The organism is Alteromonas gracilis (assembly GCF_036870955.2).
GTDB lineage: Bacteria > Pseudomonadota > Gammaproteobacteria > Enterobacterales > Alteromonadaceae > Alteromonas > Alteromonas gracilis_A.
This window is the reverse complement of record NZ_CP145482.2, coordinates 1,252,594-1,269,816: the sequence shown is the minus strand read 5'-3', so window position 1 is coordinate 1,269,816 and position 17,223 is coordinate 1,252,594. Positions and strand designations below refer to the sequence as shown.

The 17,223-nt window shown below is 44.6% G+C and carries 13 protein-coding genes and 2 pseudogenes; 4 read left to right on the top strand and 11 right to left on the bottom strand.

All coding sequences use genetic code 11. The features are described from left to right. Window positions 1-111 precede the first annotated feature (111 nt). The 3 genes from V6N89_RS06100 to V6N89_RS06090 all read left to right on the top strand — a co-directional run bounded on the left by V6N89_RS06100 (window position 112) and on the right by V6N89_RS06090 (window position 4,983). On the top strand, window positions 112-2,034 hold the full coding sequence (locus V6N89_RS06100) for a PrkA family serine protein kinase (protein ID WP_338516818.1): 1,923 nt from the start codon (window positions 112-114) through the stop codon (window positions 2,032-2,034). Between the two features lie 97 nt (window positions 2,035-2,131). After that, window positions 2,132-3,412 carry a YeaH/YhbH family protein gene (locus V6N89_RS06095; RefSeq protein WP_338516817.1) on the top strand — a complete coding sequence of 427 codons (1,281 nt, stop codon included), beginning with the start codon at window positions 2,132-2,134 and terminating at the stop codon, window positions 3,410-3,412. A 20-nt stretch (window positions 3,413-3,432) separates the two neighbouring features. Next, complete coding sequence (locus V6N89_RS06090; RefSeq protein WP_338516816.1) at window positions 3,433-4,983, top strand: SpoVR family protein; 1,551 nt, start codon at window positions 3,433-3,435, stop codon at window positions 4,981-4,983. A gap of 22 nt (window positions 4,984-5,005) precedes the next feature. Here the strand turns inward: V6N89_RS06090 and V6N89_RS06085 are convergent. The 3 genes and pseudogenes from V6N89_RS06085 to prmB form a co-directional block, all read right to left on the bottom strand. Next, window positions 5,006-6,197 (bottom strand): annotated as a pseudogene (locus V6N89_RS06085) (MFS transporter). A 111-nt stretch (window positions 6,198-6,308) separates the two neighbouring features. Continuing rightward, window positions 6,309-7,406 carry a chorismate synthase gene (gene aroC, locus V6N89_RS06080; protein ID WP_338516814.1) on the bottom strand — a complete coding sequence of 366 codons (1,098 nt, stop codon included), beginning with the start codon at window positions 7,404-7,406 and terminating at the stop codon, window positions 6,309-6,311. Between the two features lie 9 nt (window positions 7,407-7,415). Beyond that, a complete protein-coding gene (prmB, locus tag V6N89_RS06075; protein WP_338516813.1) occupies window positions 7,416-8,351 on the bottom strand; it encodes a 50S ribosomal protein L3 N(5)-glutamine methyltransferase in 936 nt (311 codons plus the stop codon). 204 nt (window positions 8,352-8,555) lie between these two features. Here prmB and smrB point away from each other — a divergent pair, with 204 nt between their 5' ends. Continuing rightward, the gene (gene smrB / locus V6N89_RS06070) at window positions 8,556-9,059 is read left to right on the top strand and encodes an endonuclease SmrB (RefSeq protein WP_431189788.1); all 504 of its coding nucleotides are present in this window, start codon (window positions 8,556-8,558) and stop codon (window positions 9,057-9,059) included. 21 nt (window positions 9,060-9,080) lie between these two features. On the opposite strand, the gene V6N89_RS06065 is transcribed toward smrB, so the two are convergent. From V6N89_RS06065 to V6N89_RS06030, 8 genes and pseudogenes are all read right to left on the bottom strand, one after another. Further along, window positions 9,081-9,206, bottom strand: coding sequence for a DUF3149 domain-containing protein (locus V6N89_RS06065; protein ID WP_338516811.1), 126 nt, complete (start codon window positions 9,204-9,206; stop codon window positions 9,081-9,083). Between the two features lie 225 nt (window positions 9,207-9,431). Then, window positions 9,432-10,241 (bottom strand): alpha/beta fold hydrolase, encoded by an 810-nt coding sequence (locus tag V6N89_RS06060; protein WP_338516810.1) that lies wholly within the window; start codon window positions 10,239-10,241, stop codon window positions 9,432-9,434. Between the two features lie 9 nt (window positions 10,242-10,250). Then, entirely contained in the window at window positions 10,251-10,877 is a 627-nt protein-coding gene (locus V6N89_RS06055; protein ID WP_338516808.1) for a chalcone isomerase family protein, read from the bottom strand. A gap of 331 nt (window positions 10,878-11,208) precedes the next feature. Continuing rightward, window positions 11,209-12,498, bottom strand: a complete 1,290-nt coding sequence (locus tag V6N89_RS06050) for a sensor histidine kinase (protein WP_338520228.1) — start codon at window positions 12,496-12,498, stop codon at window positions 11,209-11,211. After that, the gene (locus V6N89_RS06045) at window positions 12,498-13,841 is read right to left on the bottom strand and encodes a sigma-54-dependent transcriptional regulator (RefSeq protein WP_346993542.1); all 1,344 of its coding nucleotides are present in this window, start codon (window positions 13,839-13,841) and stop codon (window positions 12,498-12,500) included. Before V6N89_RS06045 ends, V6N89_RS06050 begins: the two co-directional genes overlap by 1 nt. A gap of 111 nt (window positions 13,842-13,952) precedes the next feature. Beyond that, window positions 13,953-15,162: pseudogene (locus V6N89_RS06040) on the bottom strand (ABC transporter permease). Between the two features lie 11 nt (window positions 15,163-15,173). Further along, a complete protein-coding gene (locus V6N89_RS06035) occupies window positions 15,174-16,487 on the bottom strand; it encodes an ABC transporter permease (protein WP_338516806.1) in 1,314 nt (437 codons plus the stop codon). Window position 16,488: 1 nt separating this feature from the next. Next, window positions 16,489-17,223, bottom strand: coding sequence for an ABC transporter ATP-binding protein (locus tag V6N89_RS06030; protein ID WP_338516805.1), 735 nt, complete (start codon window positions 17,221-17,223; stop codon window positions 16,489-16,491).

The following is a 17,223-nucleotide window of genomic DNA, read 5'->3' as shown; positions in this document are numbered from 1 at the left end:
TTCGTTAGATGAAAACGGAAAGGACTATGCGAAAGTCTACTAATAATTACTAACGTTTTTGTGAATTCCTACTAAGCTCAAAATACGGGGTTCCGTATTTAAGGGGTATTCATGGGTATTTTTGAACACTATCAAAATCGCTACGAAGAGCGAAAACAGGAAGAGTTCACCATTGGGGAGTTCCTTGATATTTGTAAAGAGGATCAGCTCGCCTACGCAAACGCCGCTGAGCGCTTGCTAAAATCTATAGGTGAACCAGAACTAATCAACACAGCTAACGACCCGGCGTTAAGCCGTATTTTCTCAAACCGCGTTATTTCTCGTTATCCGGCGTTCTCAGAATTCTATGGCATGGAAGAAGCCATCGAACAAATTGTCTCTTACCTTAAACACGCCGCACAAGGTCTCGAAGAGAAGAAGCAAATTTTGTATTTGTTGGGCCCTGTTGGAGGCGGAAAGTCTTCTCTCGCAGAACGGCTTAAAGAGCTGATGCAAAACGTGCCAATTTACATGCTGAAGGGGTCACCCGTTAATGACCACCCCTTCTGTTTGTTTGATGCCAAGGAAGATGGTGAGATTCTGGAAAAAGAGTACGGCATTCCAAAGCGCTATCTTAAGACGATCATGTCGCCATGGGCACGCAAACGTCTTCACGAATTCAATGGTGATATCACCCAGTTTAAAGTCGTAAGAGTGTATCCCTCAGTACTTGATCAGGTGGGTATTGCTAAAACCGAGCCTGGCGACGAAAACAACCAAGATATTTCATCACTGGTTGGTAAAGTGGATATCAGACGACTTGAGCAGTTTGCTCAAAATGATCCCGACGCATATAGCTACTCGGGTTCACTGTGTAAAGCCAATCAAGGTCTAATGGAGTTCGTTGAGATGTTCAAAGCGCCCATTAAGGTGCTACATCCGTTACTTACTGCAACACAAGAAGGCAATTACAACCCTACCGAGGGCTTCTCTGCCCTGCCCTTTGACGGTCTCATTTTAGCGCATTCAAATGAATCAGAATGGCAATCATTTAGAAATAATAAGAACAACGAGGCATTTCTCGACAGGGTTTATATTGTAAAAGTGCCCTACTGCTTAAGAGTAAGCGAAGAAATTCGAATCTATAAAAAGTTACTTGATAGTAGCGAGCTGAAAGGTGCGCCCTGTGCACCTGACACGCTGGAGTGTCTAGCACAGTTTAGCGTGCTGTCTCGTCTTAAAGAGCCTGAGAATTCAAGCTTGTTCTCAAAAATGCGAGTGTATGATGGCGAGAGCTTGAAAGACACAGACCCGAAAGCGAAATCGTACCAGGAGTATCGTGATTATGCTGGTGTCGATGAGGGCATGGAGGGTCTTTCTACACGCTTTGCATTTAAAATATTGTCACGGGTGTTCAACTTTGACCATCAAGAGGTTGCGGCAAACCCAGTACATTTATTTTATGTACTGGAGCGTCAAATCGAACGTGAACAATTTCCTGCGGAAACTGCCGATAGATACCTTGAGTTTTTAAAGGGTTACCTGACGCCTCGTTACGTTGAATTTATCGGCAAAGAAATTCAAACCGCTTATCTTGAGTCGTACTCTGAATATGGTCAAAACCTGTTTGACCGCTACGTGACGTATGCTGATTTTTGGATCCAAGACCAAGAGTACCGCGACCCAGAAACAGGTCAGTTGTTTGACCGCGCTTCGCTTAACGCTGAATTAGAAAAAACGGAAAAGCCAGCGGGTATTAGCAACCCAAAAGACTTTAGGAATGAAATCGTCAACTTCGTACTGCGTGCTCGTGCTAACAACGCGGGTAAAAATCCCGCTTGGACGAGTTATGAGAAGCTTCGCACTGTTATCGAGAAGAAGATGTTTTCAAACACAGAGGACTTACTTCCTGTTATTTCCTTTAACACTAAAGGCTCGGCGGAAGAGCAGAAGAAACACGACGACTTTGTTAACCGTATGACGGAGAAAGGCTATACACAGAAGCAGGTTAGATTGTTATGTGAATGGTATCTGCGTGTTCGTAAAGCGTCGTAGTGCGTTTTAGTGATGCGACGAACGGGACAAGTGTTATAGGTGCACTATGTACCTTTAACACTTGTAAGTGCAGTGAATGACCTAATAGCAGGTGAGTATGGCGCATTTTATTGACCGAAGGCTTAACAGCAAAGGTAAAAGCACAGTCAATCGCCAACGCTTTATAAAGCGCTACAAACAGCAAATAAAGCGGGCGGTCTCTGATGCAGTAGGTAAACGTTCGGTTACCGACCTCGACTCTGGCGAAAAAATTAGTATTCCAGCCAGGGATATATCCGAACCCATATTTCATACAGGACGTGGGGGCAGCCGCGACATCGTTCATCCAGGAAACGACCAATTTACCGCAGGAGATAAGATTGACCGTCCACCTGGCGGCGGTGGACGCGGCGGTGGTGAAGGAGACGCCAGCAATGAAGGTGAAGGCCAAGACGAGTTTGTTTTTTCTATCTCAAAAGATGAATACCTAGACTTGTTGTTTGATGATCTAGCACTTCCAAATTTGAAGAAAAACCAGTTTGACAAGGTCACGCAATACGAAACGTACCGTGCGGGCTATCAAACTGATGGTGTTCCCAGTAATTTAGACGTAGTACGCTCGCTAAAAGGCTCTGTTGCCAGACGCATTGCGCTAAGCGCTACAGACAAACGCAAATTGCGAGAGTGCGAAGAAGCACTGGAAGCATTACTCAATGATAAGCACGACAATACGCTTAAAATACTGGCATTAAAAGAGGAGATAAAAACCCTCAAAGCAAAAATTGCGCGGGTTCCTTTTATTGACACCTTTGACCTGCGTTTTAAAAACTACGATAAACGCCCCCTCCCTTCTAGCAAAGCCGTCATGTTTTGCTTAATGGATGTATCTGGTTCGATGGATCAGGCAACGAAAGACATGGCTAAACGGTTTTACATCCTGTTATATCTTTTTCTTACTCGTACTTACGAGAACGTGGACGTTGTCTACATTCGACACCATACGCAAGCAAAGGAAGTGGATGAGCAAGAGTTTTTCTATTCACAAGAAACGGGCGGCACTATAGTGTCTAGCGCGTTAAAGCTCATGGATGAAGTAGTGAAAGAGCGCTACAGCGATGGTGATTGGAATATTTATGCTGCACAGGCTTCTGATGGGGACAACTGGGCAGACGATTCCCCGCAATGCAGAGATCTTCTTACCCAGAAATTACTGCCTGCTGCGCGTTACTACGCCTATATAGAGATCACCGAACGCCAACATCAAAGCCTATGGCGAGAATATGAAAAAGTAGCAGCAACGCATGAAAACTTTGTGTGTAAGCACATTCAAACTCAAGCTGACATATATCCCGTTTTCAGGGAGCTTTTCAAACGCTCTGAGCAAGATGCTAACGCGTAATACAAAGACAAGGGCTAACTATGACGACAGACACCACCGCTAAAAAAACGACATCATCGTCAGACAAGCAACGCCATTTATTAAGCGACGGACCCGACTGGACATTTCCCCTTATCGAGGAATATGAAAAACACATCGACCGTATCGCGAACAAGTTCAAACTAGACACGTACCCAAATCAAATTGAAGTCATAACGGCAGAGCAAATGATGGACGCCTATGCCAGCATAGGCATGCCGTTGAATTATACCCACTGGTCATTCGGCAAAAAATTCATTCAAACTGAGCAACAATACCGACGAGGACAAATGGGGCTTGCCTATGAAATTGTGATCAATTCCGACCCGTGTATTGCTTACCTTATGGAAGAAAACACCATAACCATGCAAGCACTGGTTATGGCACATGCGTGCTATGGTCATAATTCTTTTTTCAAAGGCAACTATTTATTTAAGACGTGGACAGATGCCAGTTCTATCATTGACTATCTCGTATTCGCCAAAAATTACATTGCAAAATGCGAGCAAAAATACGGCTTTGACGAAGTAGAAAACATGCTTGACTCTTGCCATGCATTAATGAATTACGGTGTAGACCGCTATAAACGCCCCCAAAAAATTTCGCTACAAGAGGAAAAAAACCGTCAAGAAGAGCGTGAGGCTTACCTGCAATCGCAAGTTAATGAGTTATGGCGCACTCTGCCTGACAGCCCCGCGCACAAACACAAAGAAAAAATACGTTTTCCTCAAGAGCCACAAGAAAACCTTCTGTATTTTATAGAGAAAAATGCCCCGTTGTTAGAACCATGGCAACGAGAAATTGTGCGTATTGTCAGAAAGGTTTCGCAGTATTTTTATCCACAAAAACAAACGCAGGTGATGAACGAAGGTTGGGCATGTTTTTGGCACTATCACATTTTGAATGAGATGTATGACGAAGGCCTGGTCAGCGACAGGTTTATGATGGAATTTTTGCATAGTCACTCTAGCGTGGTTATGCAGCCCGAATACAATAGCCCGTACTACTCAGGCATTAACCCTTATGCGTTAGGGTTTTCTATGTTTATGGATATCAAACGAGTTTGTCAGTCGCCCACTGAAGAGGACTATCAGTATTTACCTAGTATTGCGGGTAAAGACTGGCTTGAGACCGTACATTTTGCCATGCAAAATTTTAAAGATGAGAGCTTTATTAGCCAATTCTTGTCACCAAAAGTAATACGAGATTTTAAGCTATTTGCGCTTGAGGACGATACGTCGAAGCCTTTCATTAGCGTTAGTGCTATTCACGATGAGCTTGGCTATCACACCATAAGGGAAAAGCTGTCTGCGCAATATAACCTAAGTAACTTAGAGCCCAATATTCAGGTTCACAATGTAGATGTTCGAGGCGACCGCTCACTAACATTAAGGTACATTCCCCAACGTAACATTCCGCTGGGGGACTCGAAGGATGAAGTGATGCGCCATCTTCACCGCCTGTGGAAATTTGACGTTAGACTAGAACAGGACAATGGTGATGACGGGATAACGCTATTAGCCGAGTGTAATAGAGCGCCACAACTGGACTAGCGGTCATGGCGCACCGCTTCTTCTAGTGTTGTGGCGCAGTGTCGAAGCGTTTTTTGGCGCAAAGAAACAGCGACATTGCCCCAAGCGCTGAAAATACCGCAGCGGTAACGAATGTCTCATAAGCATTGGTTCCCTGCGACCACTGCTGCCCTGCCATATAGTTTCCAAATGCGCCGCCCAAGCCAAAAGCCACGCTGATATACACGGCTTGCCCTCTGCTTTGATACGCTTTCGGAAGATACTGATGAATAAAATGAACAGACACCGCATGAGTTAAGCCAAAACTTAGCGCATGAATAAGCTGGCTAAGCACAATAACCACAAAGTGTTCGGCAAAGGCAGCCATGGCATACCACCTAAGGGCAGTTAGCGCGAGGCTGGCAAACAGCAGATTCCACACACCAAATTGGCTAATAAGCCTTCTAGCCAAAATAAAGATACCGACTTCGGCCAGCACGCCTAACGCAATGAACACACCCGTTTGTTGCCCGCTGTAGCCTAAGTCGCGCATATACAGTGCAAAAAAGCCGTAGTAAGCGCCAAAGCTTATTTGTAGGCATGCAGACGCAAAAATAAAAACAGCAAATGGTTTTTGTTTAGCAAACGTCCATATGCTGCCAACCGCACTTTCTTGTGTGGCCTTTTGCACTAAGCGCTTTAATAAACAAGGTGCTGACAAAAAGGAGCGCCAATACGCCAATACTCACGTGCACCGGGGTCTCTGTAGAGAAAATATCTAAGGCTTTACCAACCAGTACGGTTAGACAAATAAACCCCACGCTGCCCCAAAGCCTTACCTGACCATACGTCGCCTTGGTATTGACCACACTGTTCATCGTGATCACTTCAAGTTGAGGCAATACTGCTGTCCAAAACATCATCATTAAGCCAAACGACAATGTCAGTCCCCAGAAGCTGTCGAAGTAAAACACTGAGCTAAATGTTAGTACGGTTAGAAAACACCCCAAGCGCATAACGCCGATGGCATTGCCGGTTTTATCAGCCACCCCAGCCCACAAACCAGGCCCTAAAATACGAGCAAGCGTAATAACCGCAAATAGCTCACCGATATCTGCAGAAGAAAAACCGCGACCATCTAGAAAAATGCCCAAATAAGGGACCAGCACACCCAACTGACCGAAATAAAGCCAGTAAGTGATTGCCAATATAATAAGTGATGAATTAGCCCGAAATGCCAACAGAAATCTCCATATACAAAAACGCCATTAACACTTCTATCAAGAGCAGCCGTTATGTGCCGCACTTATTAGAAAGGTTAATGGCGCTGAATCTAGCACGTGCTCAGATGAGCAACTAAACAATAACTACGCTTGGCCTGCTATTGGCGTTGTGCTTGATGCAATACCAGCGTTTTGAGCACGATGGCGCAACAAGTGGTCCATTAAAACAAGAGCTAACATAGCTTCTGCAATAGGCACAGCACGAATACCGACACACGGGTCGTGGCGGCCTTTAGTCACAATGTCTATTTCTTCGTTGTCTTTATTAATTGTCTTACCCGGCACTGAAATACTCGAGGTAGGCTTTAGGGCCATATGGACTTCAATGTCTTGTCCGGTAGAAATACCCCCAAGCACACCGCCAGAGTGATTTGATGTAAAACCATCCGGCGTTAGCGTGTCGCGATGCTCACTGCCTTTTTGATTAATTACGTCAAACCCATCGCCAACTTCTACGCCTTTTACCGCGTTAATCCCCATCATAGCGTGAGCGATTTCAGCGTCTAAACGATCGAATACAGGTTCGCCCAAGCCTACCGGTACATTTTTAGCAACGACCGATACTTTGGCACCTATGCTGTCGCCAGACTTTTTAAGGTCTCGCATGTACTCATCAAGGGCTTCAAGCTTTGATTCATCCGGGCAGAAAAATGGGTTCGTGTTAGTCACGCTATGGTCGACCGTATCAACAGCGATGGGGCCAAGCTGTGACAAATAGCCCAATACTTCAATTCCATGTTCTTCTTTAAGGTATTTCTTAGCGATACCACCTGCGGCAACACGAATGGCTGTCTCACGGGCAGAAGAGCGACCGCCGCCGCGATAGTCTCTACTTCCGTATTTTTGGTCGTATGTATAATCGGCATGACCTGGGCGGAAACGATCTTTAATATTGCCGTAATCCTGACTGCGCTGGTCTTTGTTTTTGATCAAAAGCCCAATACTTGTCCCGGTTGTTTTTCCTTCAAAAACGCCAGATAGAATTTGTACTTCGTCGTCTTCTCGTCGCGCCGTAGTATAACGAGATGTACCCGGCTTACGTCTATCTAGGTCAACCTGAAGGTCTTCTTCAGTAATACTTAAACCTGGAGGGCAACCATCTACCACACCGCCAATTGCAATACCGTGACTCTCGCCAAATGTGGTTACAGTGAAGAGTTTTCCAAAGCTGTTACCTGACATAATTAACTATTAATCCTTACTGCTAAAGTGTTCTACCAGTGTCTCTTTACGCACTGCAAAAATACCCGATCCGCCGTTTTCAAACTCAAGCCAAATAACTTCAAGCCCAGGGAAGCGGGTGCTCATATGCACTTCGCTATTGCCCACCTCTACAAATAACCAGCCGCCGTCATTTAAATAAGTAGGCGCCTGCTTCAGCATGATATCAACAAGCTCAAGACCATCGTCACCAGCGGCTAGCGCTAGCTCTGGCTCATGGTGATATTCCTCTGGTAAATCAGCCATGTCTTCGGCGTCAACATAGGGAGGGTTTGACACAATAAGGTCGTATTTTTGACCTTCTAAACTTGAAAATAAGTCAGATTGAATAGGATAAACACGGTGACTTAGGCCATGTTCCTGTATGTTGATATCTGCCACTTCCAGCGCGTCAGTGCTGATGTCCACTGCGTCAACTTGCGCTTCTGGGTAAGCATGAGCCAATGCAATTGCAATGCAGCCGCCTCCAGTGCACATATCAAGGATAGTTGCTGGTGATGTCTCAATAAATGGCGCAAACTCATTTTGAATAAGTTCAGCAAAAGGCGAACGAGGAATAAGTACACGTTCGTCTACGTAAAACGGCATGCCACAAAACCATGCTTCATTGGTAATGTAGGGCAGCGGCATACGCGTTTGCACGCGCTTTAACACCAGCTCTGCAATTTTTTCGCGCTCGCTTTTGGTTAAACGAGAAGTAAGTACGCTTTCACCCACTTGCGCTAACACAGGGTGAGGCAAATGCAGTGCTTGCATAACCAAGCTTGTCGCTTCGTCCCACGCATTATCGGTGCCATGACCAAAATATAAGGCCGCATCATTAAAGCGGCTGGTCGCCCATCGCGTCATATCTAACAAAGTATGCAGATCTTCAATGGCTTCTTCTAGGTAAAACTTATCGGTCATGGCGTTTGGGTACATCAAAAATTACAAAGCTGGTATCATACTAACATTTGGTGTCTTCGCCCACGTTAATTTGCATATTGATTCATAATGAAAGCGTTTAAAAAAGAACTAAAAGCCTTAAAGAAACAAACTTTAGCATCGAAGCTCGACAAAGTAGAGCGCACTGACGATGTTGAAGAAGAAACGTTTTCATTTGCCGATGCGATGCAAGGTGTAAAGCCACTAAAACAAGACAAGGTCGAGCCAGATACACAAGTCGAGCTTTTCAACAAGCGCCAGCAAGCGTCTAACAAGCACTTAAAAAACAGCAAGCAACTTGCCGCTTCATTTAGCTTTTCAGATATGTACCAGGCTGCGCTGCCGCAAGAAGGCCCCATGCGTTATTGCCGTGAGGGTGAATCGACGCACATTGTTAAGCAATTAAGGCGCGGTGACTATTCACCTGAAATGATGTTAGACCTTCACGGTCTTACGCGAGAGATGGCAAAAGCAGAATTAGCCGCACTTATCCATTCTGCCAGAAAGGAATTAATAGATTGTGTCAGTGTTATGCACGGCTATGGACAAGGCGTTCTAAAAGCCGCCCTGCCTCACTATTTGGTTCAACATCCCCATGTAAGGGCATTTCATCAAGCACCACTTGAATATGGTGGTCAAGCCGCATTGCTAGTACTTTTGGACGTACCGCTCCAAAACAACAAACGCTAGCATAGGGCTTTTATGCCGTGTTTATTTCTGTTCGTCTGCGCTATTGTGCATAAACAAATAGGTGTAATACATCATCATGCCTACAATAATGCCTATACCTAATAATGAACCCCACACCACTGGATCTTTAATCATTGTCCACAACATAATTGTTCTCCTCGTTAACTAAGTTAATCATAGAGGAGATGGAGAACAGCGATTATGATCCAGATCAAAACAAAAAATGCGCTTAACGCACTTCTACTTCTCTTTTGATCCAAATCAAATAGTTAAAAACCCCTGAAGTTTTTGCACCAGCGTGTGCAAAAAGAAAGACCTTCGAAAAAAGATATTGCGCCGCAGGCTAGGCTAGCAGCGACGCCATAAAGAACTCTAAGAATGTAGAAAACGACTGTAAGTATCCAGAATTGCGGGACGCTCCCAATGTAGAAAATGCCCAGTATCAGGTACCAGTTTATAGACGCAGTTTGGCATTTTTGTCACCGCGGCTCTTATGCCGTCGTGGTCCAAAATAGCATCCTGCTCACCACATATCACCAACGTCTTAGCGGTGATATGACTTAAGTTTATGAGTTTACTGATATCTCGACTGGCCTTCACAAACTCACAGTGTTCGTAAAAATTAAGCAGCTCTTGCTCGTCCATTTTCGCAAATTGGTCAACCATCTGCTGCTTTTGCGATTGTGGAATATATTGCCCAAATGTGTTAATCATCAAAGGGGCAATTCGCGCGACCTCACCTTGTTTATACAGATTTTGGCCCTGCTGAATAAGATTTAGAATAGTGTCGTTGGTCGATACACCAAAGCTTCCTAGAATCATTTTTTCTATTTTTTCAGGGTATTTTGCAGCGACGTATGCCGCGAGGATGGTACCCCAAGATGCTGCGGCAAGGGTGACCGTTTTTGATCTGGCAGTTTCAGCCATAACATCAAGGAGGACTTGCTGTTGTTCTTCAAAGCTCACCTGTGGTGCGCCAGACAAAATCTCTGCCCTGCCCGTGCCAGGTAAATCGAATACAACGATAGAGTGCGTGGACACTAAATGTTTAACAAAACTTCTCCACACAGCCATTGTTTGCTTGGCTCCGCTAATACACACTATGGTCTCGGGCATATCGCCGTATACTCTATAGGGTATAAAAAACCGTCCAGACGTTACGCCACCTTTTACAATGCGCATACTGCATCCTCATTCTTTTATTAGATTTTTTATTAAAGCTTCCGTGTCTACTATGGGGTCTTTGCCAAACCATATTGACCACAAGGCATCTGCTAGGTCAGCATTTTGCGTTTCCACAATGACATCGTCATTAAACGAAACTTTCAACTGAGCTTTCGATGCTCTTGATAAAGCGAGCACTGAGTGTTTTTCCACATCGTCATCAAACCCTTTTGATAAACGCTGAATTTCCGTTTTGATGGACATAAGGTCTTTATCAGTGTTATTTCGCTCAATCCCGTCTATCAGCGCCTCTTCAATTTGACGCCTTGAAACGTCACGTAAAAATGTCAATTCAACACGCTGCTGCACGTTGGCATTCTCGATAAGCGACAGTGTTGCCTGTTTACTTTGCGGGCTTTCGTAAGGCCACTCTACATAGTGGCTTATTTTGTATATATCAAAGAAGAACAACTTGCGCGTTGTACTTCCACTCAGCACAAGTTTATTAACTGGGGCAATTTGGTCGGGTTGTATCGTATCGGCGTGCGAACTCGGTTTAGCTTCGGGCGCTATGTACTGCATAGAAAGGCTAGATAGCGCTTTTGAACTAAAAAATACGCAGCAAACGCCAAACACAACAATACTTTTTCGCATGTAAAGAAACACTTAACGACAGCCCATCACGAGAGATATCTCTACACTACGTGCTTTAAAGTGCGATAAAAAGGGTTTTAATGAATTTTTAACCAAATTACTAATGATGCTGCGGTCAATTGGTTAATGTAAGTGACTGGTAACGTATCAACATCCACAAGTTTGAAGTTTGTAGTCGATTGAATTTGCAAGACACCAAGGTATTTAAGAAATAATTTAAAAACTTATTGCAAATAATTCTCATTTGCAATATCTTGTAAATGCCTGTTCGACGTTGGGTATAAAACGGTCTTGGCTTAGCGTCGCTGAGGGATAGACGCCCGTCTATCCCTCAATTTTTTTCAAAGACTACTCTTACACATAATCCTTTTTCTTGCCGATTTTGTATGATCAAGTGACCTCTATGGGCGTCAGTTATTTCACGACATAATGCAAGCCCCAATCCGCTCCCGGTGGCTTTCGTAGAATAAAAAGGGACTAGCGCATTCGCCATTACACTTTCAGACATGCCCTTACCATTATCGAGCACCTCAATGATGACTTGTGTCGTATTTTGGTAAATCGCAAGCTCTACGCACTGTGCGTCACCGCCGGACTCGTGTGCGTTTTTCAATAAATTAATCAACAGTTGTTCTAATTGAACCGAATCTGCGCGTAACTCAATATGCTCTGACATAGACAGCTTGAACGTAAACTGCTGCTTTAGTTGCGCTAGCACATCATTCCAGTTCACGATATCAAAGACTGGCGCGGGTAATTTGGCGAATTTTCCATAGCCTTGTACAAACTGATTTAAGTGGTCGATCCGTTCTTCAATTGTCTTAAACACGCGCACCAGTCTGGGGTCACCATTTTGGTTTCCCACTATTTTTCCACTGTGCAATAAGCTAGATATGGGGCCAAGCGAATTATTGAGTTCATGGCTTATCACTCGGATAACTTTTTTCCAAACGGTGACTTCCTGGCGGTTAAGTTCACGGGTCATTTGCTTCAAAATAAACAGCCGATGTGGATGATTGTTCAGTAAAAAAGTGCCTTTAGCGATATGCCACGTTTCTACACCTTTATCTTCGATAGGGAGTGTGAATAAACCTTCTTTGCTATCCTGCATCATTTCACCTAATGCAGTGGGTTTGTCTTTAAGGAGTATATCTAGAGAATCGCCTTCCAAACGGTGTGATGCATTAAAGAAATGTCTCGCTTGATAGTTACTAAACACAATACGATTGTCACTGTCCACGAGTAACAACACATCTGGCGAAGTCTGTAACACTTTATCTAACATCAGTTCGCGTTGGTGAAGCCATTGCTTTTCAGCACGCAACGTATCTGCAGTTGCGTTAAATAAGGCACACAGCGCCCCAAATTCATCGTCCGAATGGCACGCGAGAGTTGAAGAGTATTCACCATCTTTGAAATTCAACAGCCCTACCTCTAGAGCTTGTAAACTCTTATTGATAGACGTGGTTAAAAAGTAGAAACAAAGCCCATTTAAACCCAGCGTCAGTAGCACAATAACTACCTTTGTAAACACTGAGAGTGATACGACATATAGCAGCGGGGTGATGCCAATGGCAGTAGAAGCCATTGCTGCAAGTAGAAGTTTATGTCTAATGTTCATCACGATTTGTAGTCAATAGCGTATTTGTCGAGTCGGCGGTAGAGGGCCTGACGAGATAGCCCAAAGTGCTTAGCAACTTTGGCAATAACACCATTATATGTTGCCAGTGCCGCTTCAATCTCCTCCTGACTAGGCTCTATTGCAACTGTGCGCTGCGTTTGGCTTTGTGTCTCCTCGCATGACAGTCCAAACGCTTCAGCGGTTAACACACCGTCAGGGTGCAATATTTCGACTCTACGGCAAGCGTTCTCTAATTCTCTTACGTTGCCAGGCCAAGGGTGGGCAGTAATGGCTTGCTGTGCTGTCAAGCTAAGCTCTCGCCCGGGTAAGAAATGCTTCACCAGTGCCAACGCATCATCACCACGCTCACTTAATGGCGGCACGCTAATCTCAATGACATTTAAGCGATAAAATAAATCTTCGCGAAAATCTCCCTTTGCGATATCCGAAGCCAGGTCTGCATTTGTGGCTGAGATTATCCTAACCCGTGTGTGCTGCGTTTTTACTGAACCTAACTTTTCGAATTCATAGGTCTGCAGTACTCGTAAGAGCTTCACTTGCCCAGACAGAGGCAAGTTGCCTATCTCGTCTAAAAATAGTGTGCCACCATTCGCGGCTTCAAAACGACCAATTCGACTTTTATTGGCACTGGTAAACGCGCCCGCTTCGGCGCCGAATAACTCTGCTTCGATAAGCTCTTGTGGAAGTGCGCCAGCGTTTATTTTAACAAAAGGCGCCTGATTCAATGGCGACTGACATTGAATTAGCTCTGCTATTTTCTCTTTGCCACTTCCATTTGGACCCGTAATAAGCACAGGCACATCTGATTTTGCCACCTGTAACGCCATATCCACCACGCGCTGCATTGCGGCGCTTTCATAGATTAGCCCAATATTTTGCGCCACCTGTTTTGCACTTCCGAACGCATTAGCGTGCTGTTGCAGGGCTTTATTTTTAGTATTGGCTTCACCCAGCGCGATAAGATTGTTTACGGTAGTCACAAGCTTAGTATCATCCCACGGTTTAGGGATGTAATCTGCTGCGCCAGCCTTAACCAGGGACACGGCCTGTTCAAGCTCAGTCCAAGCTGTGATCAATATAATTGGCAGCAGTGGATTAAGACTACGAAGATCACTAAACAGTGCTCTTCCTTCTTCACCCGAAGTGGTGTCTGCACTAAAGTTCATGTCTTGAATGACTAACGCTATTGATTGGTAATTTACAATTTGTAGCGCTTCTTGAGGAGAAGTTGCGGTAACAATGTCATATCCGTGGATCTCTAGTAGCAGCGACAGGGCTTCTAACACCGCCACGTTGTCATCTACTATTAAAATTTTCGTCATTGAAAGCATATCCGTGTTGTTGTTTTTATGAGTATTCAGGCTGCTTTAATTAGTAGGTGAACCTGCCAAGCCTCGGGTGTAGCGTGCGGCTTGGCAAGGCACCTATATCACTTATATGCTCCTAGTGGCTATGCTCGGTGAGATGTTTGCTGCGCGAACAGCAGGCACCACAACGGCCAATAAGCTCATTGCTAAAACAAACAGTGCAGTCACTATCACATATTCAATCTCCAATGCTTCAATTGAATAGGATTCCATAAGTGCGCGCCCTAAAAATATGGCCGCAATACTGCCAATAATTAAGCCTACTGTACATATCATGGCGTTTTCTACCAAGAAATATCGCACGATTGCAGATTTTCTTGCCCCCAATGCGCGACGCGTGCCGATTTGCTTTGTACGTTTACTAATATTGAATTGAGTAAGTCCAAAGATGCCAAGTGCAGTGACAAGCACCAGTATTACAACAAGCACAATCAGCATTCGCATCATCAATACATCAGTAGAATCGTAGGCGTCTTTGCTCTCATCTAGCCCATCAATATTGATGATCACACGCTTATCATAAGCTTGAAGCATTTTATCTTCTATGGACTTCATGACGTTATTTCGCTCGCTGGCGTCTGTTCTTACCAGGAAGTGCTGATAGTTTTGCGCATTAATATAAGGAATAATTCCCGTTGTGTTGCTGTCGTCCGCCCGAGGCCATGCACTTTCCATTAATTCAACGATACCAATTATTTCAAGTGCTCTTCCATCGACATAGAGCGAGCGCCCAAGGGCTAGGTTCATCATCAAACATGCTTTGAGCGAGTGCTTTAGACACAATAATGGTGTTGGGCCCATTGTCATGAAAACTATCGCTAATCATAATTTCTTCTGGTCTGAAGTTCCGCCCTTCAACAAGCTTCACACCAAAGGTATCAAGGGCATGCTCATCACCATAGAAATACATAAGCCTGCCTTGCTTTGATTCTTCTGGACGTGGCTTGAGCCTTATTGATGTCGACGAACCGCCACCAGATAAAGGCACGGCCTGTGTGGCGGTCGCGTTTATAACACCGGGTAAATTGCGGATCATGGCTTCGTCTAGCTCAGCTTGCTGTTTTAGGTCAACATCCTTACCAAACGTCATCACAGTAAAGCTAAATATTTCTTGCTGCGGATAACCTGTATCTTCACGCAGGTACGACAAGTTGTCGTTTATCATAAACGCTGCGTTACTCACTATTGCCGTGGTCAGAGCTATCTGTAGAAAAAGTAAAATTGCCCCAACCTTTGAGCGTAGTAGTGCACTAAATATGGGTTTAATATCAAACATGTCGTGCCCTCCTATTGGCTTTTCAGGTAGATAGCAGGTTGTGTTCTACACACCAACCACGCTGGGTACAGCCCAGCGACAAAGCTGGCGAGAAGTGAAATAATTGGGGCTGCCAGCAACATAGACCAATCCATTGTGGCTAAGGCGTCATAGTAACTATTTGTGGTTCTCACACCCCATAATCCAAGCTGCGCGATTGCGATACCCAAAATGCCACCTGCCAAGCCAATGACAGATACCTCAACAATATGTTGTAAGAATATTTGCCGCTTGCTGGCGCCAAGTGCGCGCCTTACACCTACTTCTGGTGCACGCTTTAAGAACTTAGCTAAAAGTAACCCTAAAATATTCGCCACACATACCATCAAAAACATAAAGCTAAGCGCAACAAGAATACGGTTATCTTCTGAGACAACTTCGGTGTACTCCATCCACTCATTTACATTTCGTAGTTTGTACTCAAAATTTTCGCGTTGAAAGCGACCACGAGAATTCTGATCTTCCATGTAGGCCATTAAGAATCGCCCGTAGGCCTCTTTTTGCTCTTCGTTTTCAAGCACTACCCAAAATTGAGTCCAGAGCTTTTCCGAAGTTAGCAACTCTTGGTACCCTCTTAATGGCTCATGCTTCCAGCCGTTCATATTGCCCCACGTGCCCACTTCCTCACGGGGGGCAATAGTGAAAGGAATGTAGATAGATTCTGATGAGTTAAAGGCACCGTTGTTAACATCGTAGTACTTTACGTGATGGTCCCAATTCTCGGTAACACCCACGATACGGTAGCTTTTGTTATCTAAATAAATCTCCTTACCCACCGAGTTCTCGCCATTAAAGAAACGGTCATTGATCTCTTTAGTAATTACCGCGACGTAGGGTTTATTGTCTTGTGCATCACGTGACCAAGGCTGTCCGTAAATAAAAGGTCTTTCAAAAATCTCGAAAAACTCTCTGTTAACCAATCTGGCTGGCTCCATACGAGGTTTAACATCAGGAGAGTTCAGGTGAACAGAAAATCCACTCCGAAAACTCGGGCTGCTCAATACATCGATATCGGCGTTATACAAGTTTGTCGCATCTTGATAGCTGAGCTGGCGAGGCATATTGTCAGTAGAATGCCATTCACTACCCTCGTCCATTAGCTGTAGCTGAGGATAGTGAATTTTACTGCTTTTGTGCGGAATGGGGTCCATGGACATCATGTGGTACACAGACAGGCTCGTCATTGTAATTCCAATGCCGATGGCAATAGCAAACACCATTAAGAAGCTGATGACAGGCGTGTTTTTGACGCTACGCCAGCTAAGGTCAATATAGTGAAGTAACATGTTACACTCCAGCCGTTTTAAGAGGTTTTACCGTGCTTGAATCATCGGCAGCGGGTTTACCTTGATAGAGTGTAAAGTCTGCTAGCTGGCCATCCACAACCTGGATATTTCGCGGTGCTCTGCGCGCCAGTTCTGGGTCGTGAGTTACCATTACTATAGTAGCGCCGTTTCGATTAATTTCTTCAAGCAGTTCCATCACTTGACGAGCCATAAGCGTGTCTAGGTTCCCCGTTGGTTCATCGGCCAATAAGAACCGAGGATTCCCAGCTAGAGCACGGGCAATGGCAACACGCTGCTGCTGTCCACCTGAGAGTTGTTGTGGCAAATGTTTAGCTCGGCTGGCTAGTCCTACTTGCTCAAGACACTCATCAATTCTGCGTTTTCGCTCTTTTGATGATACGCCTCGATAGCGCAGCGGCACTTCGACATTCTCAAAAATATTCAGGTCTGGAATAAGGTTAAAGCCCTGAAAAATAAATCCAATCTTTTGATTTCGTAAATCGGCTCGCTGATTATCAGAAAGCCCGCCCACATCAATTCCGTCTAGGGTGTACTGACCTGAGGTAAAAGGCTCAAGCAAACCAGCCATATTCAAAAAGGTTGTTTTACCCGAACCTGATGGACCCGTTACTGCAATAAATTCACCTTCGTTTACTTCTAGCGAAAAGTCTCGTAATGCATGAGTTTGAACACTGTCCGTTTGATACACTTTGCTAATATTCTGCATTTTCAACAT